The following is a 25550-nucleotide window of genomic DNA, read 5'->3' as shown; positions in this document are numbered from 1 at the left end:
GGGCCACGGTAGCGGGGTATCCGCGGGCGGCGTAGAGGGCCCCGGCCTCCCCTCAGCCCCGTCTCCCCTTCGGCCCGTCCCGTCCCGGACCGCCCCTCAGAGTCCGACCGTGAGGTCGGCGTCCGGTGCGAGACCCGGCAGCCGGGTGGTGGTGACCAGCGCCAGCTCGGGGGCCCGGTCGTGGCGCCGGCGCCACTGGCCGCCGACGAGGGGCAGCAGCGCGACGTTGGGGGTGGGGCCGGTGGTGAAGTCGAGCGGGCCCGCGATCGTGTCCAGGCGCGTGCGGGCGACGGCCGCCGCGACGGCGAAGCGGTCCGTCGGATCGGGCGCGGTGGCCAGGGCGTGCGCGGCGACCTCCAGGAGGGCGTGGGCGGGGCCCAGCGGCTGGAGCCAGAGCCTGCCCGTGGCGCGCCGGTAGTCGCGGGCCAGTTGCTGCGCCGTGGTGCCGTCGAGGGAGGAGTGGAAGGGGTGGCGGGGCGTCCAGTAGACCAGCGTGGCGATGCGGGTGCCCCGCAGGCCGTCGGTCGCGGCGTTCGCGCGCGGACAGGTCAGCCGGCGTGAACAGGTGATCAGCCGCGGCCGCAGCCCCGCCTCGCCCGCCTGCCGGTGGAAGAGCGCCAGGTCCTCCACGGTGGCCGCGCTGGTGACGATCTCCACCCCGGTCTCCTGGAAGCGCCGGATGTGGGAGGCGAAGCAGGCGGCCGGCTCGCGGTAGCCGCCCGGGTCGACCAGGGTGTGCCCGCGGGCGGCGGCCACGGGCGGGAAGCCGTGCCGCGGATGCCGCAGCAGCCGCCCCTGGAGGCCGTCGTTCCACAGGGCGCCGACGGTCCGGCCGGAACCCACGCGTTCCCACATCTCCGCGAAGACCGTCGCGATGTCGTCCAACCCCCAGGCGAAGTGATACGTCCAGCGGCGCGGTCGTACGGGCGGCTCGGCGCCCCCGCCGTAGACGTACGCGTGCCAGGGGAACACCGTGGACACGCACGGAATGCCCAGCACCTCGCAGGCCTCGGCGACGGCGGGCAGCACCGCTCCGCCGCCCATCGCCACCACCACGGACACACCCTCGTCGCGCACGAGTTCGGCGACGGCACGGCGGGCGCCGTCGGCCTCGCAGCGGCTGTCGCGCCGGGCCAGCCGGACCGGCCGCAGGCCGGTGCCGTCGGTGCCGCGTGCCAGGTGAGGGGCCAGCCGGTCCAGTACGTAGTCCAGCGGATCCCCGGGCCGGGCCGACCGGCCCGTGCGGGCCACGACCGCGCCGACGCACAGCCCGTCCGTCCGGCGCGAAGCCACCCGACCGCCCCCGTTCCCCCGCGTCCTCCGGCATTGCTGTAACAACCTCCCCTTCCGGCAATCCCGTTGACACACGACACCACCAACCCGGAAGGGTGATTGCGTACCCGAAACGTGCGGCACCTCGCCCGAATGCAGGTCACACCCGGCATACCAGACAGCCGTCATCAGGCCGATCTCATCGAGGCCGGGTGTACCGCCCAGCGGTGCACAGGTGTTCGGAGTATGCGACTCCCGGGGCGTCGTATACAGAAGTTGCCACAGGTCACGTCAGAGATGACCGCTCACGGGGCCGATCCCGGACGGATCGCCGACCACAGGGCGGCGCGACGGGTTTCGGCCAGGGTTTCACGAACGGTCATGGCCTGACTCCCCGGTGAGCACGGCGCGGCCTTCGGGCATGCCGCACTATATGGCTGAGCGGTCGGGAGGCGGTGCGAGTCTCCCGAGGCCGTGGCACTCCCGTGCCCGGAGCCCGCGTCATCGTCGCGCGACCACGGCTCCGGCCGTGCGGCTCGGGACCGGACAATCGGCGTCCGTTTCCGTGGCAGGGGAGGAACGGTAGCGACCGGGTGGGGAGCCCGGCCGCCACGGGGCCGACATGGGGATCACTCAATGTGCGCGGGCGTCTTCGCGACGCCGCGCGCACGTTCGTGGAGGACGGCGGCGCGCCCTCACGCGCGGTTCGTCCTGGGGGGAGAAGGCATGGGGCGTACGACACGTCTGGTCGCGGCATGGGCCGTGGCCGCTCTGCTGGCGGTGACGCTGCCGGCGACCGGGGCCGCCGCGGCGGAACCCACGGCGCGCATCGACCTGCGCGTCCTCGTGGTCGACGACGGCGGACCGTCCGTCGCCGCGATCCGCGACGAACTCGACACCTCCGGCACGCCGTACACCAGGCTCGACCTGGGCGACGCGGGGCGGCCCCGCGTCGACGCGGCGTTCCTCGCCGACACCGTGGGCGGCGGGCCGAGAGCGAAGTTCCAGGGCGTGGTGCTGCCCAACGACAACCCGTTCGGCGCGGGCTCGGCCGAGATGGCGGCGCTGGCGGACTACGAGAAACGATTCAGCATCCGACAGGTGGACGCCTACACCTACGCCCGCCCGGCCGTCGGCCTGAACACCGGCTACGCCGGTTCGCTGGACGGGCAGATCGCGCAGGTGACCACGGCGGGGGCGTCGGGCCCGTTCAACTACCTGCGCAAAAACGTTCCGTTCGAGAACAACGACAACGGAGTGCACGAGAGCTACGGCTACCTCGCCACGCCCCTCGACAAGCAGGCCGAGGGCGCGACCTACACCAGCTACGTCGACGCGCCGGTGCCCGGCGGCTCCCAGCGCGGCTCGCTGGTCGGCCAGTACACCCACGACGGCCGCAGCGAGCTGGTGATCACCTTCGTCTACAACCACTACCAGAGCCAGTTCCGGCTGCTCTCGCGCGGCATCGTCGAGTGGCTCACCCAGGGCGTCCACCTGGGGGCGGCGCGCAACTACTTCGCCCTGCACGTCGACGACGTCTTCGGCTCGGACGACCGCTGGGACTCGGTGCTCAACTGCACGCCCGGTGACATCGACTGCCCGCCCGGCAGCCCCGAGAACGACCCGATCCGGATGACCGCCGCCGACGCCCAGCACGCCAAGCAGTGGGAGAAGGACCACGGCCTGACCCTGGACCTGGCCTTCAACGGCGGCGGCAGCGAGGCCCACAAGGAGGCGCACGCCGGCACCGATCCGCTCGCCCAGCAGCTGATCGCCGACCAGGGCTCCTTCCGCTGGATCAACCACACCTACAACCACCCGTTCATGGGCTGCGTCCAGGACACCTCCACCGTGCCGTGGAAGTGCGCCACCGACGCCCAGGGCAAGATCCGCTGGTACAGCCGGGCGGACATCACCTCCCAGATCAACGACAACCGCGGCTGGGCGGCCCGCCAGGGCCTGGCCCTGGACAAGGACGAGCTGGTCACCGGCGAGCACTCCGGCCTGCGGACCCTGCCGCAGCAGCAGGACGACAACCCCGAGCTGGCCCCCGCCCTCACCCAGACCCAGGTGGCCTGGCTGGGCAGCGACACCTCGCGCGAGCACGAGCAGCGCCAGGTCGGGCCCTCGCTGACCGTGCCCCGCTACCCGATGAACGTCTTCTACAACGCCGGCAAGGCCGCCGAGCAGGTCGACGAGTACAACTGGCTCTACACGCGCAAGGCCGACGGCGGCAGCGGGGTCTGCGAGAACTCCTCCACCACCACCTGCCTGCGCGAACCCCTCTCGCGCACCACGGGGTTCGCCGACTACATCGTCCCGCTCGAGAGCCGGATCGCCATGAGCCACGTGCTCGCCAACGACCCGCGCCCGCACTTCATCCACCAGTCCAACCTCGCCGAGGAGCGCATCGGCTACCAGCCGGTGGAGAAGCTCCTGACCGACTACCGCACCCTGTTCGCCGACAACACCCCGCTGGTCAACCTGCGCATGCGCGACATCGGCGGCGAGCTGCGCAAGCGCGCCGCCTGGACCGCGGCCGTGCGGTCCGGCAAGGTCACCGCCTACCGCGTCGGCGAGGCCATCGCCGTCAGCGCCCCCGCCGGCGTGGAGGTCAGCGCCACCCTGCCGTCGGGCACCGTCCAGGTGCGCGGCACCGGCCGCGTCGCCTTCGGCACCTCCTACGCCGGACTGCGCTCCGGCTGGGCCGCCCCGGACACCGGGCAGAACACCGTCGTCCTCGTCCTGCCCGCCGACGGCCCCACCACCTCCCGCCCTCTCTCCGGCAAGGCGACCCGGGTGCAGAACCCCGCCGCCGCGCTCGTGGTGCCCCAGGGCGTCAGCCACCGCGTTCCCTACGGCCCCGGCGACACCGTGCGCCGCTGAACCGGAACCGTGCTCGTGCTGACCCGACCCTCACCGCACCGTCTGTCTGGAGAGAACCGACTTTCATGCACGGACCGTCAGCCGAACCGGCGTCCGCCACACCCTCGGTGACCCTGCTCACCGAGGGGACCTACCCGCACAGCCACGGCGGGGTGAGCGTGTGGTGCGACCAGCTCGTCCAGGGCATGCCCGACGTCGACTTCCGCGTCATCGCCGTCACCGGAACCGGCCGCGAACAGCTCGCCTGGCAGCCGCCCGGCCACGTCCGGGGGGTGGAGGCCGTCCCCCTGTGGGGGCCGCCGCCCTCCGGGCGCGCCCCGCGCGGCAGGGCGCTGCGCCGCTTCCTCACCGCTTACGAACTCTTCCTGCTGACCCTCCTCGACCCCGCGCAGGAGCACCACTTCTCCCGCGCCTTCTACCGCCTCGCCGACCACGCCACCGAGGGCACGCTCTTCCCCGCCCTGCGCGGCGAGGAGGCCGTCCGCCTGCTCGCCCGCGTCTGGAACCGGCCGGGGCTCGCCACCGCCGACGCGCGCCCCACGCTCCACGACGCGCTGACCGCCACGGACCTGCTCGAGCACGCCCTGCGCCCGCTCGCCGCGCGGCCCCCCGCCGAGGGGATCACCCACGCGGTGAGCGGGGGGCTGGCCACCCTGCCCGGGCTGGTCGCCCACCACCGTCACGGCACCCCGTTCCTGCTCACCGAGCACGGCATCTACCTGCGCGAGCGCTATCTCGGCTTCCGCGCCGAGCCCTACCGCTGGCCGGTCAAGGCGCTGATGCTCGGGCTGTTCCGGATGCTCGCCGTGGAGAGCTACCGCACCGCCGCCCTGGTCACCCCGGGCAACCGCTACAACCGGCGCTGGGAGGAGCACGGCGGCACCCCCTCCGACCGCATCCGCACCGTCTACAACGGCGTCGACCCCGCCGCGTTCCCGCCCGCCGGGCCCGAACCCGACGTGCCGACGCTCAGCTGGGCGGGCCGGGTCGACCCCATCAAGGGCCTGGAGACGCTGATCCGCGCCTTCGCGCTCGTACGGGCCGAGATCCCCGACGCGCGGCTGCGGCTCTTCGGCGGCACCCCGCGCGGCGGGGAGGGCTACCGCACCGCCTGCGAGAACCTGGCCGCCGAGCTCGGCGTGGGCGACGCCGTCACCTTCGAGGGCCGGGTCGAGGACATCCGCGACGCCTACGCGGCCGGCAACGTGGTGATGCTCTCCAGCATCAGCGAGGGCTTCCCCTTCACCCTGATCGAGGCCATGTCGTGCGGGCGGGCCACCGTCTCCACCGACGTGGGCGGGGTCCGGGAGGCCGTCGGCGACAGCGGACTGGTCGTACCGCCCCGCGACGCGCCGAGCATGGCGCGGGCGGCGCTGACGCTGCTACGGGATCCGGGCCTGCGGGCGCGGATGGGCGAGGCCGCGCGGCTGCGCGTCATCGAGCAGTTCACCCTCCGGCAGACCATCAGCGCCTTCCGCGACATCTACCACGACCTCGCCGGGCTGCGGCAGCCCGTGCCCGCGCACGCGCCCCTCGCCCGTCCCGCACCCGTCATGGCCATGGCCGCGGGCGGTGCCGGATGAGCGGACTGCTGCGCCTGCTGCCGGAGGAGCCCGAGCCGGCCCACGACCTCGCGGTCGCGCCGGTCCCGGTGCGCCACCGGCCGGGGTGGGCCGCCGACCCGGTCGACGAACTCGCCCAGGAGCTGGCCGCCGTCTGCGCGGCGGCCGTCCACCCCGACGAGATCGCCGCGGTGCTGGAGGCCGACGGGCTCACCGGCGAGCAGATCGCCGAGCGCTACGGGCGCGCCGACGCCTTCGAGCTCGCGGCCGAGCTCTTCGCCCGCGTCCCGCGCGGCCATCCCGAGCCCGAGCCCCGGCCCGACCCCTGGAAGGTGAAGCCCGGCCAGTTCCTGCTGCGTTCCCTGGTGTTCACCCTCCCGGGCTTCGGCTACACGCTCGGGTCACCCCTGATGAACGGCGGGCAGGACCGTTTCGGGCTGCCCGCCGGGACCGGGGCGCTCATCGCCTCCGCCCTGGTGGCCTGGGCCTTCAACCAGGCCCTCGCCCACCGCGCGTACCTGTGGCTCGCGGCCGGCGGCCGGGGTGCGGCGGCCCGCTGCCTGGCCGTGGGCGCCCCGCTGGGCGTCCTGCTCGCCACCGGCGCGGCCCTCGCGCTCCCGGCGCCGCCCGGGGCGCTCGCCTTCGGCGTCGGCCAGGTGCTCTACCTGGCGGCGGCCACGGCCCTGCTGGTGCTCGGCCGGGAGCGGCTCCTGCTGCTCGCCCTGCTGCCGACCGCGACCGGCGGCGCGGTGGTCCTGCTCGCCCGGCCGCCGTCCGTCGTGGGCGTCGTGCTGCTGCTGGCCACGGCCGGCGGCGCGCTGTTCGCGGCCGTCTACGAGATCACCCGGGTGCGCCGCACGGACGGCGAGCGGACCGGGCAGGCGCCGCCGCCGGCCGCCTCGATTCCGTACGGGCTCTTCGGCCTGGGCTGCGGCACCCTGACCACCATCGCCGCGCTCGGCGACGTGCTCGTCGGGCACCACGGCGGCGCGAGCGGACCCGCCGTCCTCGCCCTCACCCTCAGCATGGGCGTGGCGGAATGGCTGCTCTACCGCTGCCGCGGGCTGGCCCTGGGCGCGCTCGCCGCCTCGACGAGCACCGGCGGACTGCTGTTGCGCGTGGGCCGTGTGCTCACGCTGTGCGTCGCCGGGTACCTCGCGGCCCTGACGGTGCTCACGCTGACCGTCTCCGCCGTGTGGCCCGACGACCCGCCGCTGTCCGCTCCGCGCCTGACCGCTCTGCTGGCGCTCGGGGCGGTGCTGTGGACCGGGCTGCTGCTCCAGGCCTACGGCATCGGATGGCTGCCGGCCCTGCTCTGCCTCGGCGCCGCCGGCGCCGAGACCGCCGCCCTCGGCCTACGGATCTCCGTGCCGACCACCGACCAGGTGGTGATCTGTACCGGCGCGGCCGCCGGTCTGCTGGCCGCCGCCACCGTCCTGCTCGGACGGATCACCACGCACCGCTGAACCACGGCACCGCTGAACCACGCACCGCCGCACCACGGCACCGCCGCATCACGGCACGTGTCCCGCACACCATTTCCGCACAGCGTTTCCGCTCCGCACATCCCGCTCCGCCCGTCACGCCAGAGGAGACCGCTCATGTCCGCACCGGCACGCGTCGCCGTCACCGGAGCCGAAGGGTTCATCGGATCGCACCTGGTCGAGGCGCTCGTCGCCGACGGCCACCAGGTGCGCGCGATGGTGCAGTACAACTCGTTCTCGTCCTTCGGCTGGCTCGAGGACCTGCCCGCCGAGGTGATGGACCACGTCGAGGTCGTGCTCGGCGACGTCCGCGACCCCGGCTCCGTCACCGGGCTGGTGACCGGGGCCGAGACCGTCTACCATCTGGCCGCGCTGATCGCCATCCCGTACTCCTACCGGGCCCCGCACAGCTACGTCGAGACCAACGTCACCGGCACCCTCAACGTCCTGGAGGCCGTACGGCACCTGGGCATCCCGCGCCTGGTGCACACCTCCACGAGCGAGACCTACGGCACCGCGCAGACCGTGCCGATCACCGAGGACCACCCCATCAACACCCAGTCGCCCTACGCCGCCTCCAAGGCCGGCGGGGACCGGCTGGCCGACAGCTACCACGCCAGCTTCGGGCTGCCCGTGGTCACCCTCCGCCCCTTCAACACCTTCGGTCCGCGTCAGTCCATGCGCGCGGTGATCCCCACCGTCATCGGCCAGGTCGCCGCCGGGCAGCGCGCCATCACCCTCGGCGACCTGCGCCCCACCCGCGACTTCAGCTACGTCAAGGACACCGTCGCCGCCTTCCGGGCCGTCGGCACCGCGCCCGCCGACGACGTCGTCGGCCGCACCTTCAACTCCGGCACCGGCGAGGAGATCTCCATCGGCGACCTCGTCACCCTGATCGGCAAGCTCATGGACGCCGAGCTCGAGGTCACCGAGGACGCCCAGCGCGTGCGCCCCGCCAACTCCGAGGTGATGCGGCTGGTCGCCGACGCCTCCCGGCTGCGGGCCGCCACCGGCTGGGCCCCGGCCCACACCCTCGAGGAAGGACTGAGCGAGGCCATCGCGTTCTTCCGCGACCCGGTCAACCTCGGCCGGTACAAGACCGGCATCTACAACGTCTGACGTTCCACCCCCGACCCACGCGGCTAAGAGAGAGGAACGGCACCCCATGCACGCAGTCATCCTGGCCGGAGGCAAGGGCGTCCGGCTGCGCCCGTACACCACCGCACTGCCCAAGCCGCTGGTGCCCATCGGCGACCAGCACGCCATCCTCGAGATCGTCATGCGCCAGCTGGCCTGCGCCGGGTTCACCAGCTGCACCCTGGCCATCGGCCACCTCGGCCACATCATCCGCGCCTACGTCGGCGACGGCTCCCAATGGGGCATCGACGTCGACTACACCACCGAGGAGAGCCCCCTGGGCACCATGGGGCCCCTGCTGACCATGACCGACCGGCTGCCCGAGCACTTCCTGGTCATGAACGGCGACATCCTCACCGACCTCGACTTCGGCGACGTCCTCGGCGACCACATCGCCTCCGGCGCGCCGCTGACCATCGCCACCTACGCCCGCACGGTGAACATCGACTTCGGGGTGCTGACCACCGACTCCGGCCGCGTCGTGGGCTTCGCGGAGAAGCCCAGCATGGACTACCGCGTCTCCATGGGTGTCTACGGAGTCTCCCGCGGCGCCCTCGAGCGCTACACCCCCGGGCTGCCGCTCGGCTTCGACGAGCTGGTGCTCGACCTGCTGGCGGCCGACACCCCGCCGAACGCCTACGAGTTCGACGGCTACTGGCTCGACATCGGCCGCCCCGACGACTACGACCGGGCCAACGCCGAGTTCTCCGTACGCCGCGACCTGCTGATCAAGGGAGCGTGACCGGACGCGATGCGCATTCTCGTCCTGGGCACCACCGGCTTCCTGGGCCGGCACGCCGCCGACCGCCTGCACGCCCTGGAGGGCGTGCGGGTGCTCGGCGGCGGCCGGAGCCCCGGCGCCGACGTGCCCGTCGACCTGTACGGCGCCGACCCGGCCGCGCTCGCGGCCGTGCTGCGCGACGCCGCGCCCGACGCCGTCGTCAACTGCGTGGGCGCGGTCGGCGGCGACGCCCTGTCGCTGACCGCCCTCAACGCCCACGGTCCCGCCGTGCTGTGCGAGGCCCTGCGCCGGGCGGCCCCGGACGCCCGGCTGATCCACCTGGGCTCCGCCGGGGAGTACGGCCCCGCCGACGGCCGCCGGCCCGTCGGCGAGTCGCGCCCGGCCCGCCCGCTGGGCCTCTACGGCGCCACCAAGCTGGCCGGCACCCTCGCGGTGACCTCCTCCGGCCTGGACGCCGTGGTGCTGCGGGTGTTCAACCCCGTCGGCCCCGGCGCCCCCGCCGCCTCGCTGCCCGGGCGGCTGGCCGCCGAGCTGCGCAAGGCCGGCCCGGACGGGCGGGTGCGCACCGGCGACCTCTCCGCCCACCGCGACTTCGTCGACGCGCGGGACGTGGCCGAGGCGATCGCCCTCGCCGTCACCGCGCCCCGGCCGCTGCCCGGCGTCCTGAACATCGCCAGTGGTACGGCCCGTCCGGTCCGCGACGTCGCCGAAGGGCTGCTGCGGGCCGCGGGCTTCGGCGGCCGCGTGGCGGACCGCGTCGACGAGGACGGCGACGGCTCGCCGCGCTCGGCGGCCGTGCCCTGGATCCGGGCGGACATCACGGCCGCGGGCCGTGCCCTCGGCTGGGCCCCGGCCCGCTCCCTCGAGGAGTCCCTCGCCGACCTGTGGGCCGGCGCCGGCACCGTCGCGGAGTCCCCACGGTGACCAGGAGCACGCGCCAGGCGCCGCCGGACGACGGGCAACGGCTGCTCGTACCGCTGTACGCCCATCCGGCGGCGCACCCCCGGGAGTGGGACGCGCTGCTGGAGGCGGCGCCCCGTCTGCACGCCGTCGTGCTCAACATGGCCGACGGCCCCGGCCGACGGCCCGACGCGGACTTCCGGGCCGCCGCCGGCCGGCTGCGCGCCGCGGGGGTTCCCCTGCTGGGCTACGTCGACACCGGCTACGGTCACCGCCCGGCCCGCGCGGTGGTGGCCGACGTCCACCGGCACCGCAGGTGGTACGGCGTGGACGGGGTCTTCCTCGACCAGGTCCCGGCGCACGCGGCGCCGCTGCCGCGCTACCGCCGCCTGGTGACGGCGGCCCGGGTGCTGGGCGCGCGGACGGCCGTGCTCAACCCGGGGACGCATCCCGACCCGGGCTACGCGGCGCTGGCCGATCTGCTGGTGACGTTCGAGGGCACGTGGGAGGAGTACCGGCGGGCCCGGGTGCCGCGGTGGACCGCCGACCACCCGCCGGCGCGCTTCTGCCACCTGGTCTACGGGGTGCCCGAGGACGCCGCGGCGCTGGTGGCCCGGACGGCCGGCGGGCGGGGCGCCGGGGTGCACTGCGCGGTGCCGGGGACGGGGGCCAACCCCTGGCGGAGCGCGCCCCTGACGGCGGCCGGGACGACGGGGGGTGCGCGGTGAGGGGGGCGCGGCGGGCCGGGGTGTTCGGGGTGGTGCTCCTCGTGCTCGCGGGGTGTTCGTCCTCGAGCCCCTCCGACGACGGGGACGACGGCGGCGGCGAGGCGCGGGAGCCGGTGCCCACGGACCGGATGACGCCCGGCGGCACGCCTGGCGGCACACCCGGCGGCACGCCGGCCCAGCCGTCCGGGCGGTGGCAGCCCAAGCCGGGCACCCGCTGGCAGTGGCAGCTCGGCGGGCGCGTGGACACCTCGGTGGACGCGCCCGTCTACGACATCGACGGCTTCGAGAACTCGGCGAAGACGGTGGCGGAGTTGCACGCCCGCGGCCGCAAGGTGATCTGTTACATCAACGCCGGGGCGTGGGAGAACTTCCGGTCCGACAAGGAGAAGTTCCCCGCGTCGGTGCTGGGCGCGAAGAACAAGGGCTGGGACGGCGAGAAGTGGCTGGACATCCGCCGTCTCGACGTACTGCGGCCGATCATGGCGGCCCGTATCGACATGTGCCGGCAGAAGGGATTCGACGCGGTCGAGCCGGACCTGACGGAGGGATTCCGTAATCGCACCGGATTTCCGCTGACGGCCGACCACCAGCTGGCGTTCAACCGGATGCTGGCCGAGCTGGCGCATGAGCGCGGGCTCGCCGTGGGGCTGAAGAACGACCTGGAGCAGATCCCCCAGCTGGTGCGCGACTTCGACTTCGCGGTGAACGAGCAGTGCGCTCAGTACGACGAGTGCGAGAAGCTGACGCCCTTCATCAAACGGAACAAAGCGGTCTTCCACGTCGAATACGAGCTCCCTCCGGGGGACTTCTGCGACACGGCCAAGCGGCTGGGGCTCAGTTCGATGAAGAAGAACCTGGACCTCGACGCATGGCGGCGCCCCTGCTGACGCCCCCGCCGGCACCCTCGCCGACACCCTCTGCGGAGTCATTCATTCCAATGCTTCGGAAACCAGTGGGGACAAGGGTTTACCGCCAGTTCGGCGGGGCTGGGAATACCACGGTTCCGGGTTTGCATCCGAAGTGAAGAAGTTCACAGATGACCGTTTGGGCACCGATTCCGAGCGATTGATGGTGCAGGATCTCTCACCGAACACAAGATCCCGTCACCGAGGCGGGCGACCCGGGCGGACGCCGAGTCCTGCCGCCGCACCGGGTGCGGAATCGAATTGATGGATCGGCAGGAGCGGGAGACCCAAGCGGTACGAACCACGAGGTCGGTGGTTCTAGGGGTGAAGCCACAACGGTGGCCGGGCAACTTCGCAGCCCGAACCCGACAGGTCATCTTTCGCAGGCGGATGTCGAAGGGCTTAGGCATGTCTGCGTTGCCTCGAATACCCGCGCTCGCCAAGCGGGCCGGTACCGCGTCCGCCCTCACCGTCGCCACCCTGGCGGCGACGGTGCTGGTACCGGGGCTCACCCCGGACGCGTCGGCCGCCACCGCCGGCGAGCAGGCTCTGAAGGTCGCGGCCTCCAAGAAGGGCTCCCCCTACCAGTGGGGCGCCACCGGACCGAACCGGTTCGACTGCTCGGGCCTGACGCTCTACTCGTTCAAGAAGGTCGGCAAGTCGCTCCCGCGCACCGCCGCCGACCAGTACAACAAGACCCGCCACATCTCCGGCGGCTCGCGCCAGACCGGCGACCTGGTGTTCTTCCACTCCGGCAGCAACGTCTACCACGTGGGTATCTACGCGGGTAACAACAAGATCTGGCACGCTCCCAAGCCCGGCACCTCCGTCCGGCTGGAGAAGATCTGGAGCAACAGCGTCTGGTACGGCCGCGTCAAGTAGCCGTCCGACGTCCAGGGCCCGGTACGCGGTTGCGCGTGCCGGGCCCTGCCTGTTCCACGCCCCGGACGCCCTCACGCCACCGCCAGCACGATCTTTCCCGTCAGATGGCCGTGCTCGCTGGCGCGGTGGGCCTCGGCCGCCTCGCTCAGGCGGTAGACGCGGTGGACGGGCAGCTGGAGGATGCCGGCCTCGTGCAGGGCCAGGGCGGCGGTGAGCGCCGGGCCGCCCCCGGAGGCGGGGCCGCCGGCGCTGAAGCGGGCGCCGGTGCGGCGGGCGCCCTCGGGGTCGGCGATGCTCACCACCCGCTCCGGGTCACCGGTCAGCTCGACCGAGATCCCCACGGCGTCGCCCTTGCCGACGGCGTCCAGAGCGGCGTCCACACCGCCCGGCGCGGCCTCGCGCACGCGCTCGGCGAGGCCCTCGCCGTAGGTCACCGGGATCGCGCCCAGCCCGCGCAGGTACTCGTGGTTGAACTCGCTCGCCGTGCCGATGACCCGGACGTCCCGGGCGCGGGCGAACTGCACCGCCAGCGTGCCCACTCCCCCGGCCGCACCGTGCACGAGCAGGGTCTCGCCCTCGTTCAGGGCCAGCAGGTTCAGCGCCCGCCAGGACGTCTCGGCGGCCAGGGGCAGGCCGGCCGCCTCCTCCCAGGGCAGGGAGAGCGGCTTGACCATCAGCTCCTCGGCCACGGCCAGGGCCTGCTCGGCGTAGGCGCCGGTGGCGGTGCGGCCGAGGACCGCGTCCCCCGCCTGCACCCCCACCACTCCCTCCCCCACCGCCTCCACCACCCCGGAGGCCTCCACCCCGGGGACGTGCGGCAGGTCGACGGAAACGATGCCGGCCATGGCACCGCTGCGGATCTTGTGGTCGAGCGGGTTGACGCCGGCGCAGCGCACGGCGATCCGCACCTGCCCGGGCCCCGGGACCGGCTGATCGACGTCGGTGAGCCGGAGCACATCGGCGGAGCCGTAGGAGCTGAAGGCGACGGCCTTGATCTTGGTCATGGACTCAGCTTCACCGGAGGCCGGGCATTTCCCGGTCAGACTGGCCGTCGCGTACGGATACCGCGCCCGATCTCCGTACGTCCACTCCCGCGGCGGGGGGCTCGGCGAGTCGTCAGGCGCGTCCCTCGACGAGGTCCTTGACGCCCTGGAGGGTGGTCCGCATGCCGGCGGCGAGGTCGCCGAGCCGGTGCTCGATGATCGCCTCCTCCTTCTCCGGCATGCGGTCGACCGCCAGGCTGATCCCCGAGCGGGCCGGTCCGAGCAGCGCGGACAGCCGCAGCAGCGTGCCGCCGGACGCGGGCTCGAGAGCGAACGTCCAGGTGGCCATCGGGTGCGCCGGATCGGCGGGGCCGCCTCCGTACCGCCCGTCGGGGTCGGTGACCGCCCAGGCGAACACCCGCTCCGGCTCCAGCGCGACCACATGGGAGACGGTCCGCCACTCGCCCAGCACCGGGTTGTGGTTGTGGCCGGCGAAGGCCGCGCCCATCGCCGGCCCGGTGGCACCGTCCAGCCACTCGGCCCGCCGCAGCTCGGGGCTGAACCGGGCGGGCAGCCCGATGTCCGTCACCATCTTCCAGACCTCGGGCGCCGCCGCCTGGATGTGAACCTCTTCGTGGACCGTGGGGCCGTCCGCGTAGCGCATGCGATCTCCTCAGTACGGGTTGTATGGGGCCAAGTCTGCCTCCGGCCCCGCGCGTTGCCCGCACCGCCCCTGGTTCAGGCCCGGTTCACCGGCCGGGGAAGAAGTCGACGAGCAGCATGTCCCGTACGCCCCGCCGCGCGCCCGGCGCCGGCCGCATCGGCGAGACGCCGTGCAGGACGCGCCGGTCGTCCAGGACGATCGTCTCCAGCGGCGCGCTCAGCGAGGCCCGGTGCACGGCCCGCCCGGCCAGGTCGTACAGGCACGACTCGGCGCCCAGGACGTCCTCGCGCCGGATCAGCACCTGGGCGACGTAGTTGTGCCCGTCCCGGTGGACGCCCTCGGGCGCCGGGTGACCGTCCGTCGCGTCCGTGGCGGTGACCCGGATCTGGTGGACCCCGCACAGGTCGGTGCCGGTGCGCGGGCCCGGCAGATGCTCCCGGAGGGTACGGACGACCGCGCCCAGCACCGGCCCGCACGCCACCGCGTCGTCCAGCGGGGCGAACATCCGCGCCACGCCGCCGCTGACCTTGTTGACGGCGCGGTCCTGGAAGAACGCGATGTGCGGCAGCCGCTCCAGGCCGTCGCCGGCGATGCGGAACCTGTCGTAGCGGCGGAAGCGGTAGGGCGTGTCGGCGTCGAGGTGGGCGTCGGCGGGCAGGTCGTTCCACGACGCGGTGAACGCCCGCACCGCCTCCTCGGGTATCCGTGCGAGGGCCTCGGTGAGCAGGGCGGGACCGTGGTGGGCGAAGGGCGGCGGGGCCGGAGGCGCGGGGCGGCGAGCGGCGTGACAGGCCTCAACGAGCGGGTACGACATGGCACTTCCCCCGTATTTTCGTGCTGGTGAGCACCACCGTACCGGGCGCTTCCCGGAGGCGGACCGTTCACCGCGCGTACACCGCGCGTCCGCGCGGCGGGGGCACGCTCGGTCCCATGAGCGCCGTCTTCGTGGTCTCGGTGCACGACGTGGCTCCCTGGACCCTCGACCCGTGCCGCCGGTGGCTGGCGGGCCTCGACGGGCGCGGGGTGCGTGCGACGCTGCTGCTGGTGCCGGGCCCCTGGCGCGGCGTCCCGGCGGTCCGCGACCCGGCCCTGGTGCGGTGGGCGCACGCCGCCAGCGAGCGGGGGCACGAGCTCGCGCTGCACGGCTGGGAGCACCGGGGCGTGCCCGGCGGGCCGCCGACCCGGCGGCTGGCCGGCCTTCTGGTGGCGCGCGGCTGCGCCGAGTTCGCGGCGCTCGGCGAACGGGCCGCCCGTGAGCGGCTGGAGAAGGGGCTGGCCGCGCTCGCGTCGGTGGGCATCGCGCCGTGCGGCTTCACCCCGCCCGGCTGGCTCGCCTCACCGGGGACGCTGACGGCGCTGCGCGGCCTGGGCCTGGACTACACCACCGGTCATCTGACGGTGCGCGACCTGCGGACCGGGGCGGCCCATCGCGTGCCGGCGCTGTCCCACCGGCCGGGCGGGCTCGGCGAGCGGGCGGGCGCGCGGCTGATGACGGCGGTGGCGCGGCGCCGGTCCGCCGCCGGCCTGCCGTTCCGTGTCGCGCTGCACCCCGCGGACCTGGCGCGGCCGGGGCTGCACGAGCGCACCCTGGCGGCGATCGACGGCGCCCTGGCGGCGGGGCTGCGCCCGTGCACCTACGCCGAACTGGTCCGTGCCCGGCGGCCGGCCGCCGGGGGCGCGACGTGAGGATCGCGCAGCTCGCCAACTTCTACGCCCCGGCCTCGGGCGGTCTGCGCACCACGCTGGACGCGCTCGGCCGGGGGTACGTCGCCGCCGGCCACGACCGGCTGCTGGTCGTCCCGGGCGCCCGGTACGCCCGGGTGCGCGACGCGGCGGGCGGCGTGCGGGTGACGGTGCCGGGGCCGCGCGTGGGCGGCGGGTACCGGATGGTGCTCTCGCCGGGAGTGCTGCGGGGGCTGCGGCGCCTGCTGGGGTGGTTCGCGCCCGACGTGCTGGAGGTGTCGGACAAGCTGACGCTGGTGGGTACGGCCCGTTGGGCGCGGGCGCGGGGCGTACGGACGGTGCTGCTCTCCCATGAGCGGCTGGACGCGATCCTGGCCCCCCGGATGCCGGGGCGTTTGCCTCCGGTCCGGGCGGCCGACGCCTGGAACCGGCGCCTGGCCGGGGCGTTCGACGCCGTGGTCGCCGCGTCCGCCTTCTCCGGCGCGGAGTTCGCCCGGCTGGGCGGGCGGGTGGCGTTGCACCGGGTGCCGTTGGGCGTCGACCTGGAGATCTTCGCGCCCGCCGGCGCGCGCGGCGACGGGGTCCGGCTGGTGTACGCGGGGCGGCTGTCGGCGGAGAAGTGGCCTCATCTGCCGCTGGGGGCCCTGGTGGTGCTGCGCCGGCATGGCGTGGACGCCCGCCTGGACGTGCTGGGCGACGGGCCGGAGCGCGGGCGCCTGGAGCGGTGGGCGGCGACGGCCGGGCTGCCGGTGCGCTTCCACGGCCATGTGGCCGAACGCCGGGGCGTGGCCGCGGTGCTGGCGCGGGCGGATGTGGCGCTGGTGCCGTGCGCGGTGGAGTCGTTCGGGCTGTCGGCGCTGGAGGCGCTGGCGTGCGGGACGCCGGTGGTGACGGCCGATCGGGGGGCGGCGCGCGAACTGGTGGTGCCGGGGGCGGGGGCCGTGGCACCCGCCGGGTGCGCGACGGGGATGGCGGACGCGGTGACGCGCGTGCTCGCCCGGCCCGAGGAGGTGCGGCGGGCGGCGGCGCGGGCGCGCGCGGAGGAGTTCCCGTGGGCGCGGACGGTGGAGCGGATGCTGGCCGTACACGCGAACGCCGGGCGGGCCGACCGCGGCCCGCCCGGCGTCCGGTGACGACGCGCGACTTTCAGCTCACGGCTGCCGTCTCCGGCTGCCGCTCGTCCCGCTCCGCGGCCTTCGGCACGAGGAGCCGCTCGGCGAGCTCACCGAAGATCAGGCCGAAGCCGGTCCACAGCACGAGCTCGATGGCGAGGGAGGACATACGGAACTCCCACAGCAGCGTCGCCGGGAAGTGCTCCGGGACGTTGTCGCCGGAGGGCAGGAACGCGTACGCGAGCCCGATCGCGACGACCAGGGCGGCGCAGGCCGCCACGGTGGCGTTCCAGTTGCCCAGGCGCGGCGCGAGGCGCCGGCCCAGGATGACCGCGGCGACGGCGAGCAGCACGCTGAGCGCGATCATCAGGAAGAACAGCGCGGTGCGCTGGTCCAGGGTGTCCGGGTCGCCGACGGCCGGCGGGTTGGCCGGGTACTTCAGGAACGGCACCAGGAAGACCGCCACGAACGCGCCCAGCGCGACCAGTCCCGCGGTCGCGCGCGGGCCGAAGCGGCCGATGCGGCCCAGGGCCACGCAGAACGCCAGGGCGGCGATGCCGCCCAGCGCCACGCCGTAGACCAGGACGCCGGTGGCGAGGCCGCCGGTGGCCTGCATGGTCCGGCTGACCAGCTCCACCTCGTCGTGGCCGTGGTCGTGGCTGTGCGCCTCCTCGAACGCGATGGCCGAGTCCACATGGGGCTCACCCAGCAGGTAGGCGGTGATCAGGGCCAGCACGCCGGTGGCCAGGCCGGCCAGCATGCCCCGTACGAGCAGGGCCCTTACGGATACGGAGTTCATGGGCTCGTGCTCCCGCCGGGTCAGTGGCAGGGGAAACCGAGCAGGTGGCGGCCGTCGTGCACCCACTCGTGGACGTCCTTGCCCGCGATGAGGGAGGTGGCGCCCTGCTCGGCGCCGACGAAGTACAGCAGGACCAGCATCAGGATCCCGCCGAAGGCCAGCCAGGGGGCTATCTCCTTGAGCGAGATGGGGGCGATCTCCGGCAGGGCGGGGCGGCTGGAAACGGGGGCGGCGGACTGGGCCATGACAGAACCTCCTGGGGAACACGCGTCCCGGTCGTTGGTGCTCGACGACGGTGGCGGGTCTGACTTTCCTGCCGCCGAACCCCGGAGCCGACCGGGGTGCCCGCCAGGTACACAGTGGCGCGACCGTGCCGGATTCGCACCGGCTTCCGAACGCACCGTCGTCATGTACACGCGACCGTACCGCCTGGTCCGTCACGGCGCTACGGGCGTACGGATGCACGCCCCCGGCGCACTCCCCGGCCAAAGCCCGTGGTCTGCTGGGCGCGTGGGCCCGAGCGCCCCGGAGGAGAGGTTCATGACGACGCGTGTGATGTTGATCTCGCCCGCGACCGGCTCAGCGCTGCGGGCCGCGCGCTTCGACGACGGCTCCCCGCTCGACGAGGCGGGCGAGCGCGCCGCCCGCGCGGCGGCCGGGGCGCTGCCGCGCGCGGACCGGGCCGTCACGGCCCCCGCGCCGCGCTGCCGCCGGACGGCCGCCGCCCTCGGGCTGGACGACGCCGAACCCGTGGGCGCGCTGCGCGATCTGGAGGTCGGCCGCTGGCGCGGCCGTTCGCTGGAGGAGGTGATGGCCGCCGAACCGGAGGCGGTGGCGGCGTGGCTGGCGGACCCCGGGGCAGCGCCCCACGGCGGGGAGTCGGTCGTGGCGCTCACCGGCCGGGTCGGCGCGTGGCTGGACGGCCTGGCCGGGGACGGCGGGAGGGTGCTGGCCGTGGTGGAACCCGCCGTCGTCCGGGCGGCGCTGGTGCACGCGCTCGGGCTGCCGGCGCCGGTGTTCTGGCGCCTGGACGTCTCCCCCCTGTCCCTGACCGAGCTGAGCGGCCGGGCCGGGCGCTGGAACCTGCGCTGCGGCCGCCCGCTCGCCCCGGCGGTCTGAAAGCCGCCGCGCCCGGCCGGACTCCCCGCCCCTCAGCGGGTGTTCCGGCCGGCGCGGCGGCGGCTCGGTGGGCGGGGGCTACCCCTCGGTGCCGCATTCCGCCCGCACCTGGCGGGCCCCCTCGACCAGGTGCGTCAGCGACGCGCGCACCTCCGCCCAGCCGCGGGTCTTCAGCCCGCAGTCGGGGTTGACCCACAGGCGCTCGGCCGGGACGGCCTCGAGCCCCTTGCGCAGCAGGGCCGCGACCTCGGCGGCGTCCGGCACGCGCGGGGAGTGGATGTCGTAGACGCCGGGCCCGACCTCCTGCGCGTAGCCGGCCAGGGCGAGTTCACCGGCGACCCGCATGTGCGAGCGCGCGGCCTCGAGGCTGATGACGTCGGCGTCCAGGTCCTCGATGGCGGCGATGATGTCGCCGAACTCGGCGTAGCACATATGGGTGTGGATCTGGGTGTCCGCCCGTACGCCGGCGGTGGCCAGCCGGAAGGCCTCGGTGGCCCACCGGAGGTAGCCGGCCCGGTCGGCGGAGCGCAGCGGCAGGGTCTCGCGCAGCGCCGGCTCGTCGACCTGGATGACGGCGGTGCCCGCGGCCTCCAGATCGGCGACCTCGTCCCGCAGGGCGAGGGCGACCTGGCGGGCGGTGTCGGCGAGCGGCTGGTCGTCGCGGACGAAGGACCAGGCGAGCATGGTGACGGGGCCGGTGAGCATGCCCTTGACCGGGCGGTCCGTGTGCTCCTGGGCGTAGGCGGTCCAGGCGACGGTCATGGGCCCGGGCCGGGAGATGTCGCCGGCGAGGATGGGCGGCCGCACATAGCGGGTGCCGTAGGACTGCACCCAGCCGTGCCGGGTGGCCAGGTAGCCGGTGAGGCGCTCGGCGAAGTACTGGACCATGTCGTCGCGTTCGGGTTCGCCGTGGACGAGGACGTCGAGGCCGGCCCTCTCCTGGAAGGCGAGGACCTCGCGGATCTCGGCGGCGATGCGCTCGTCGTACGCGGCGGCGTCGATGCGCCCGGCGCGCAGGTCGGCGCGGGCGGTGCGCAGTTCGCGGGTCTGCGGGAAGGAGCCGATGGTGGTGGTGGGCAGCAGCGGCAGGCCCAGGCGGGCGCGCTGGGCGGCGGAGCGCTCGGCGTAGGGCTGTGGGCGGCGGGTGTCGGCGGGGGTGACGGCCGTGGCGCGGGCGCGCACGGCCGGGTCGCGGGTGAGGGCGGAGGCGGCGCGGGAGGAGCGGGCGCAACGGTTGGCGGCGAGCTGCGGGGCGATGGTGTCGCCGCCCTCGTTCAGGCCGCGGGCGAGGGTGACGATCTCGTCGGTCTTCTGCCGGGCGAAGGCGAGCCAGCGGGCGACCTGCGGGTCGGCGTCGCGTTCGGCGGCGGCGTCCAGGGGCACGTGCAGCAGGGAGCAGGAGGGGGCGACGTCGACGCGGCCGGCGAGGCCGAGCAGGGTGGCGAGGGTGGCCAGGGACCGCTCGAGGTCGTTGATCCAGACGTTGCGCCCGTCGACGACGCCGGCGATCAGCCGCTTGCCGGGCAGGCCGCCGGCGGCGGCGAGGTCGCCGAGGTTGGCGGCGGCGGGCCCGGTGAAGTCCAGGGCCAGGCCGTCGACGGGCGCCTTGGCCAGCACCGGCAGGGCGTCGCCGAGCCGGTCGAAGTAGGCGGCGGCGAGCAGCTTGGGGCGGTCGGTGAGGGCGCCCAGTTCGCGGTAGGCGCGGGCGGCGGCGTTCAGTACGGCCGGGGGCTGGTCCTGGACCAGTGCGGGCTCGTCGAGCTGCACCCATGCGGCGCCGGCCGCGCGCAGGTCGGCGAGCACGTCGGCGTAGACGGGCAACAGCCGGTCGAGGAGGGTCAGCGGCTGGAAGTCCGGGGCGGTGCCGGGGGCGGGCTTGGCCAGCAGGAGGTAGGTGACGGGGCCCACCAGCACGGGCCGGGCGGCGTGGCCGGCGTCGAGGGCCTCGCGCAGTTCGCCGACGGGCTTGGCGGAGTCGGCGGTGAAGACGGTGCCGGGGCCCAGTTCGGGGACGAGGTAGTGGTAGTTGGTGTCGAACCACTTGGTCATCTCCAGCGGCGGTGCCTGCTGGGTGCCCCGGGCCATGGCGAAGTAGCCGTCGAGGGCGTCCTCGGCGACGAGGGCGCGGTGCCGCTCGGGGATGGCGCCGACCATGACGGTGGTGTCCAGGACGTGGTCGTAGAGCGAGAAGTCGCCGGTGGGGACCTCGTGGACGCCGGCGTCCGCCAGCGCTCGCCAGGCCTCGCGGCGCAGGCCGGCGGCGGTGCGGCGCAGTTCGCCGGCGCTGACGCGGCCGGCCCAGTAGCCCTCGACGGCCTTCTTCAGCTCCCGGCCGGCCCCCTGCCGGGGGTAGCCGTGGACGGTGGCCAGGGAACGCGGGGCGGGGTGGGAACGCTCGGCTGCCACGGAACTCTCCTTCGCGAGTCGCGGAACGCTCCCGGTGGCCGACGGGGTGCGAAGGAACGGCAGGACGGGGCGGGGCCGCGTCGCGCCCGCCCGTACCCGTCGGTCCGCCCACGGGACCACCGAGAACACCGCGTGCGGTCGCACGCGGGCAGTGGCAGGTATTCGGACTCGTGGGCCCGCCGCGTCCTGACGGACGCGACACCTACTGGCCGTCGCTTCCCGGGCCCTCGGGCCCAGTGCGTATGACGGCGGTCGTTCCCACTCACCGCTGCGGGGCAGTCCCGGATTCACACCGGGTTCCCTCTTGCGACGCCGCCGTCCGAAGACGGGGCGAACCGACTGCGTCCCCAGCCTAGACACACCCGGCTCCCCGGCGACAGGGGTTGCCGGGGGTTGTCCCGATCTTGCTAGCCCTCGCGGGCCGGGTGGGCGTGGAAGCCCTGCCCGCTCTTGCGGCCCAGCAGCCCGGCGTCGGTCATGCGGCGCAGCAGCGGGGGCGGCGCGTAGAGCGGTTCGCGGAACTCCTCGTACAGCGACTCGGCGATCGCCGTGAGCGTGTCCAGCCCGATGAGGTCGGCCAGGGCGAGCGGCCCCATGGGGTGGGCGCAGCCCTGCCGCATGCCGGTGTCGATGTCCTCGGGCGTGGCGAAGCCGGACTCGGCCATCCTCACGGCCGCCAACAGGTAGGGGACGAGCAGGGCGTTGACGACGAAGCCCGCCCGGTCCCTCGCCCGCACGACGTCGCGCCCCAGCGTGACGGCGGCGAAGTGCTCGGCCGCGGCCAGGGTCTCGCGCCCGGTGTGCAGGGAGGCGGCGACCTCGACGAGCGGCATCACGGGCACCGGGTTGAAGAAGTGGAGGCCGACGACGCGGTCGGCGCGGGTGGTGGCCATGCCCAGCCGCATCACGGGGATCGAGGAGGTGGTGGAGGCGAGGACGGCGGCGGGGTCCTCGACGGTCTTGTCGAGGGCGGCGAAGACCTCGGCCTTCAGTCCGGCGTCCTCGGGGACGGCCTCGACGACCAACTGCCGGTCGGCGAGGGCGTCGAGGCTCGCGGTGAAGGCCATGGCGGCCAGGGCGTCGTCGCGTTCGGCGGGGGTGACCCGGCCGCGGGCGACGGCGCGGCCGAGGGAGCGGGCGACGCGGTCGCGGGCGTCCCGGGCCGCTCCGGCGTCGGCCTCGCACACCACCGTGTCGAGTCCGGCGCGGGCGCAGACCTCGGCGATGCCCGCCCCCATCCGCCCGCCGCCGACGACCCCGACGCGCCGGATCACCGGGACGCTCACCGCGTCGGGGGCGCTCACCGGAACTGCTCCTCTTCGGTCGAGCCGCGCAGCGCGAGGGTCTCCGCGGCGGGGTTGAGGGCGGTGGAGACCAGGTCGAAGTAGCCGGTGCCGACCTCGCGCTGGTGGCGCACGGCGGTGAAGCCGTCGTTCTGGGCGGCGAACTCCCGCTCCTGCAGGTCGACGTAGGCGGTCATGCCGTGCTCGGCGTAGCCGCGGGCCAGGTCGAACATGGCGTGGTTGAGGGAGTGGAAGCCGGCCAGGGTGATGAACTGGAAGCGGTAGCCCATGGCACCGAGCTCGCGCTGGAACTTGGCGATCTGATCGTCGTCCAGCGCGGCCTTCCAGTTGAAGGACGGCGAGCAGTTGTACGCGAGCAGTTGGTCGGGATGGCGCGCGTGCACGGCCTCGGCGAACTCGCGGGCCTGGGCGAGGTCGGGGGTGCCGGTCTCCATCCACAGCAGGTCGGCGTAGGGGGCGTAGGCCAGGCCGCGGGCGATGACGGGAGCCATGCCGCCGCGCACCCGGTAGAACCCCTCGGCCGTGCGCTCGCCGGTGGTGAACGGGGCGTCGCGCTCGTCGACGTCGCTGGTCAGAAGGGTGGCGGCGAGCGCGTCGGTGCGGGCGACGATCACGGTGGGGACGCCGGCGATGTCGGCGGCGAGGCGGGCGGCGTTGAGGGTGCGGATGTGCTGGGCGGTGGGGACGAGGACCTTGCCGCCGAGGTGGCCGCATTTCTTCTCGGAGGCCAGCTGGTCCTCGTAGTGGATGCCGGCCGCGCCGGCGGCGATCATCGCCTTGGTGAGCTCGAAGGCGTTCAGGGGGCCGCCGAAGCCGGCCTCGGCGTCGGCGACGACGGGCGCCAGCCAGTCGGTGGAGGCGTCGCCCTCGGAGACGGCGATCTGGTCGGCGCGCAGCAGGGCGTTGTTCAGGCGCCGGACCACGGTGGGCACCGAGTTGGCCGGGTAGAGGCTCTGGTCGGGGTAGGTCTGCCCGGCCTGGTTGGCGTCGGCGGCGACCTGCCAGCCGGAGAGGTAGATCGCCTCCAGCCCGGCCCGGACCATCTGCACGGCCTGGCCGCCGGTGAGGGCACCCAGCGCGTGGACGTGGTCCCGCTCGTGCAGCAGCCGCCACAGCCGCTCGGCGCCGCGCCGGGCGAGGGTGTGCTCCTCGCGAACGCTGCCGGACAGCCGGATCACGTCCTCGGCGCTGTACGTGCGGTCGACGCCGCGCCAGCGGTCCTCGGTCGCCCATCGCCGCGTCAGCGTCGCGGCCGCGGTGGGTGCCTGCTCTTCCTGCGCCATGGGGGTACTCCCGGGAGACGGGTACGGGGGCGGACCGGGGTGCGGGCGCACGGGGGCGTGCGAAGGGTTGCGAACCCGGATCCGGGGGCCTGAAGCGGCCGTGAACCGACTCTCCCACCCGGCCGCGACAGGCGTCGACCGTAGCCAACTGCCAAATAGTGCGGAGTATTTGACGCGTCTTTGCGAAGGTTGCCAATGCTAGTCTCGCCGGATGAGCAAGACCTACGCGGGAGCCCGGCTGCGCCGGCTGCGCGAGGAGCGCCGGCTCACCCAGGCCGAGCTGGCCCGGCGGCTGGCCGTCTCGCCCAGCTACCTCAACCAGATGGAGCACGACGCGCGCCCGCTGACCGTGCCCGTGCTCCTGCGGCTGACCGAGACGTTCGGGGTGGACCCGGGCTTCTTCTCCGGACGGGACACCGCCCGGCTGCTCGCCGACCTGCGCGAGGCCCTCGCCGACGGCCCGGACGGCGCGCGGGTGCCGGCCGCCGAGCTGGCCGAGCTCGCGGAGCGGCTGCCGTCGGTCGCCCGCGTCCTGCTGGAGTACGACCGCCGCAACCGCGCGCTGACCGAACGCCTCGCCGAGCTCGCCGGGGACCGCGGACCGGACGCCGCCCCGGGCACGGGCCGCACCCCGCACGAGGAGGTGCGGGAGTTCTTCTACCGCCGGCAGAACTACCTCCACGACCTGGACACGGCCGCCGAGCGGCTGGCGGACGGCATCGGGCTGCGCCGCGGGGAGGTCCGCCAGGCGCTCGCCGCCCGGCTCGCCGAACGCCACGGCGTGCGGCTGGCCCCGGACGCCGGGCAGCTGCACCGCTACGACCCCGCCACCCGCGTCCTGCACCTCTCGCCCCGGCTGCGCCCCGGCCAGCAGGCCTTCCGGATGGCCACCCAGCTGGCGCTGCTGGAGTTCGGGGGCGAGCTGTCGCGGCACGCGGCCGAGGACTTCGCCGAGGACTCCCCCGCCCGGTCGCCGGCCCGCATCGGCCTCGCCAACTACTTCGCGGCCGCGCTCGTCCTGCCGTACGGCGTCTTCCACGCGGCCGCCGAGGAGATGCGCTACGACATCGAGCGGCTGGGCGACCACTTCGGCGTCGGCTACGAGACCGTGTGCCACCGCCTGTCCACGCTGCAGCGGCCGGGGGCGCGCGGCGTGCCGTTCTCGTTCGTCCGCGTCGACCGGGCGGGCAACCTCTCCAAGCGGCAGTCGGCCACCGGCTTCCACTTCTCCCGGGGCGGCGGGACGTGCCCGCTGTGGAACGTCTACGAGGCCTTCGCCTCGCCCGGCCGCGTCCAGGTGCAGATGGCGGCGATGCCGGACGGGCAGCGCTTTCTGTGGACGGCCCGCACGGTCACCCGCTACCGGGGCGGCTGGGGCGAGCCCGGCAAGACCTTCGCCATCGGCCTGGGCTGCGAGATCCGGCACGCGAGCCGGCTCGTCTACTCCGCCGGCCTCGACCTGGACGACGCGGCCGCGGCCACCCCCATCGGCATGGGCTGCAAGGTCTGCGAGCGGCTGGACTGCCCGCAGCGCGCGGTGCCCCCGCTGGGCCGGCGCCTGGCGGTCGACGAGAACCGGACGACGTTCGTTCCGTATCCCGTGGAACCCGCCGGTCCCTGAGGCCGCACGGCGGGCGCCCCTCCGGACATCCCCATAAGATGATATTTGCCCTCTCAAGGGGAAACCTCGAGTGGTCGT

General features: G+C 74.5%; 22 protein-coding genes and 3 riboswitches. Of the genes, 13 read left to right on the top strand and 9 right to left on the bottom strand.

What is annotated here, in order from left to right:
• Positions 1-96 precede the first annotated feature (96 nt).
• Positions 97-1293 carry an ABC transporter substrate-binding protein gene (locus AB4K12_RS01230; protein WP_368432331.1) on the bottom strand — a complete coding sequence of 399 codons (1197 nt, stop codon included), beginning with the start codon at positions 1291-1293 and terminating at the stop codon, positions 97-99.
• A gap of 705 nt (positions 1294-1998) precedes the next feature.
• On the opposite strand from AB4K12_RS01230, the gene AB4K12_RS01225 reads away from it, so the two are divergent.
• The 9 genes from AB4K12_RS01225 (at position 1999) to AB4K12_RS01185 (ending at position 12498) form a co-directional block, all read left to right on the top strand.
• The gene (locus AB4K12_RS01225) at positions 1999-4158 is read left to right on the top strand and encodes a hypothetical protein (RefSeq protein ID WP_368432330.1); all 2160 of its coding nucleotides are present in this window, start codon (positions 1999-2001) and stop codon (positions 4156-4158) included.
• Between the two features lie 65 nt (positions 4159-4223).
• Entirely contained in the window at positions 4224-5741 is a 1518-nt protein-coding gene (pelF, locus tag AB4K12_RS01220) for a GT4 family glycosyltransferase PelF (protein ID WP_368432329.1), read from the top strand.
• Complete coding sequence (locus AB4K12_RS01215) at positions 5738-7186, top strand: hypothetical protein (RefSeq protein WP_368432328.1); 1449 nt, start codon at positions 5738-5740, stop codon at positions 7184-7186. The genes pelF and AB4K12_RS01215 overlap by 4 nt, the downstream gene beginning before the upstream one ends.
• A 135-nt stretch (positions 7187-7321) precedes the next feature.
• The gene (locus AB4K12_RS01210; RefSeq protein ID WP_086570148.1) at positions 7322-8323 is read left to right on the top strand and encodes an SDR family NAD(P)-dependent oxidoreductase; all 1002 of its coding nucleotides are present in this window, start codon (positions 7322-7324) and stop codon (positions 8321-8323) included.
• A 46-nt stretch (positions 8324-8369) separates the two neighbouring features.
• Positions 8370-9083, top strand: a complete 714-nt coding sequence (locus AB4K12_RS01205; RefSeq protein ID WP_368432327.1) for a sugar phosphate nucleotidyltransferase — start codon at positions 8370-8372, stop codon at positions 9081-9083.
• A 9-nt stretch (positions 9084-9092) separates the two neighbouring features.
• On the top strand, positions 9093-10007 hold the full coding sequence (locus AB4K12_RS01200; RefSeq protein ID WP_368432326.1) for an NAD-dependent epimerase/dehydratase family protein: 915 nt from the start codon (positions 9093-9095) through the stop codon (positions 10005-10007).
• Positions 10004-10711: a spherulation-specific family 4 protein gene (locus AB4K12_RS01195; protein ID WP_368432325.1), complete on the top strand. Its 708-nt coding sequence runs from the start codon at positions 10004-10006 to the stop codon at positions 10709-10711. The genes AB4K12_RS01200 and AB4K12_RS01195 overlap by 4 nt, the downstream gene beginning before the upstream one ends.
• A gap of 128 nt (positions 10712-10839) precedes the next feature.
• Positions 10840-11598, top strand: coding sequence for an endo alpha-1,4 polygalactosaminidase (locus tag AB4K12_RS01190; RefSeq protein ID WP_368433120.1), 759 nt, complete (start codon positions 10840-10842; stop codon positions 11596-11598).
• Between the two features lie 250 nt (positions 11599-11848).
• Positions 11849-12021: riboswitch (cyclic di-AMP (ydaO/yuaA leader) on the top strand.
• 3 nt (positions 12022-12024) lie between these two features.
• Positions 12025-12498, top strand: coding sequence for a C40 family peptidase (locus AB4K12_RS01185; RefSeq protein WP_368432324.1), 474 nt, complete (start codon positions 12025-12027; stop codon positions 12496-12498).
• A 71-nt stretch (positions 12499-12569) separates the two neighbouring features.
• Here AB4K12_RS01185 and AB4K12_RS01180 read toward each other — a convergent pair whose 3' ends face one another.
• The 3 genes from AB4K12_RS01180 to AB4K12_RS01170 all read right to left on the bottom strand — a co-directional run bounded on the left by AB4K12_RS01180 (position 12570) and on the right by AB4K12_RS01170 (position 14959).
• Positions 12570-13502, bottom strand: coding sequence for an NADP-dependent oxidoreductase (locus tag AB4K12_RS01180; RefSeq protein ID WP_368432323.1), 933 nt, complete (start codon positions 13500-13502; stop codon positions 12570-12572).
• Positions 13503-13614: 112 nt separating this feature from the next.
• Positions 13615-14145 (bottom strand): SRPBCC family protein, encoded by a 531-nt coding sequence (locus tag AB4K12_RS01175; protein WP_368432322.1) that lies wholly within the window; start codon positions 14143-14145, stop codon positions 13615-13617.
• Positions 14146-14230: 85 nt separating this feature from the next.
• Entirely contained in the window at positions 14231-14959 is a 729-nt protein-coding gene (locus tag AB4K12_RS01170; RefSeq protein ID WP_368432321.1) for a 2OG-Fe dioxygenase family protein, read from the bottom strand.
• A gap of 116 nt (positions 14960-15075) precedes the next feature.
• On the opposite strand from AB4K12_RS01170, the gene AB4K12_RS01165 reads away from it, so the two are divergent.
• The gene (locus AB4K12_RS01165) at positions 15076-15831 is read left to right on the top strand and encodes a DUF2334 domain-containing protein (RefSeq protein ID WP_368432320.1); all 756 of its coding nucleotides are present in this window, start codon (positions 15076-15078) and stop codon (positions 15829-15831) included.
• Complete coding sequence (locus AB4K12_RS01160; protein WP_368432319.1) at positions 15828-16961, top strand: glycosyltransferase; 1134 nt, start codon at positions 15828-15830, stop codon at positions 16959-16961. The genes AB4K12_RS01165 and AB4K12_RS01160 overlap by 4 nt, the downstream gene beginning before the upstream one ends.
• Before the next feature lie 13 nt (positions 16962-16974).
• Here AB4K12_RS01160 and AB4K12_RS01155 read toward each other — a convergent pair whose 3' ends face one another.
• Positions 16975-17739: a CbtA family protein gene (locus tag AB4K12_RS01155; RefSeq protein ID WP_368432318.1), complete on the bottom strand. Its 765-nt coding sequence runs from the start codon at positions 17737-17739 to the stop codon at positions 16975-16977.
• A gap of 20 nt (positions 17740-17759) precedes the next feature.
• Entirely contained in the window at positions 17760-17984 is a 225-nt protein-coding gene (locus AB4K12_RS01150) for a CbtB domain-containing protein (protein WP_362253678.1), read from the bottom strand.
• Between the two features lie 57 nt (positions 17985-18041).
• Positions 18042-18132: riboswitch (cobalamin riboswitch) on the bottom strand.
• Between the two features lie 147 nt (positions 18133-18279).
• Here AB4K12_RS01150 and AB4K12_RS01145 point away from each other — a divergent pair.
• Entirely contained in the window at positions 18280-18858 is a 579-nt protein-coding gene (locus AB4K12_RS01145; RefSeq protein ID WP_368432317.1) for a histidine phosphatase family protein, read from the top strand.
• 78 nt (positions 18859-18936) lie between these two features.
• Here AB4K12_RS01145 and metE read toward each other — a convergent pair whose 3' ends face one another.
• The 3 genes from metE to aceA all read right to left on the bottom strand — a co-directional run bounded on the left by metE (position 18937) and on the right by aceA (position 23851).
• On the bottom strand, positions 18937-21264 hold the full coding sequence (gene metE, locus AB4K12_RS01140) for a 5-methyltetrahydropteroyltriglutamate--homocysteine S-methyltransferase (protein WP_368432316.1): 2328 nt from the start codon (positions 21262-21264) through the stop codon (positions 18937-18939).
• A 156-nt stretch (positions 21265-21420) separates the two neighbouring features.
• Positions 21421-21570: riboswitch (cobalamin riboswitch) on the bottom strand.
• A gap of 101 nt (positions 21571-21671) precedes the next feature.
• The gene (locus tag AB4K12_RS01135; RefSeq protein ID WP_368432315.1) at positions 21672-22568 is read right to left on the bottom strand and encodes a 3-hydroxybutyryl-CoA dehydrogenase; all 897 of its coding nucleotides are present in this window, start codon (positions 22566-22568) and stop codon (positions 21672-21674) included.
• The gene (aceA, locus tag AB4K12_RS01130) at positions 22565-23851 is read right to left on the bottom strand and encodes an isocitrate lyase (RefSeq protein ID WP_368432314.1); all 1287 of its coding nucleotides are present in this window, start codon (positions 23849-23851) and stop codon (positions 22565-22567) included. Before aceA ends, AB4K12_RS01135 begins: the two co-directional genes overlap by 4 nt.
• Positions 23852-24062: 211 nt before the next feature.
• On the opposite strand from aceA, the gene AB4K12_RS01125 reads away from it, so the two are divergent.
• Positions 24063-25472: a short-chain fatty acyl-CoA regulator family protein gene (locus tag AB4K12_RS01125; protein ID WP_368432313.1), complete on the top strand. Its 1410-nt coding sequence runs from the start codon at positions 24063-24065 to the stop codon at positions 25470-25472.
• Positions 25473-25550: the final 78 nt, after the last annotated feature.

Source organism: Streptomyces sp. C36 (assembly GCF_040932295.1).
Taxonomy (GTDB): Bacteria; Actinomycetota; Actinomycetes; order Streptomycetales; family Streptomycetaceae; genus Streptomyces; species Streptomyces triculaminicus.
The sequence above is the reverse complement of the archived record's forward strand: the minus strand, read 5'-3'. Positions and strand labels throughout refer to the sequence as shown.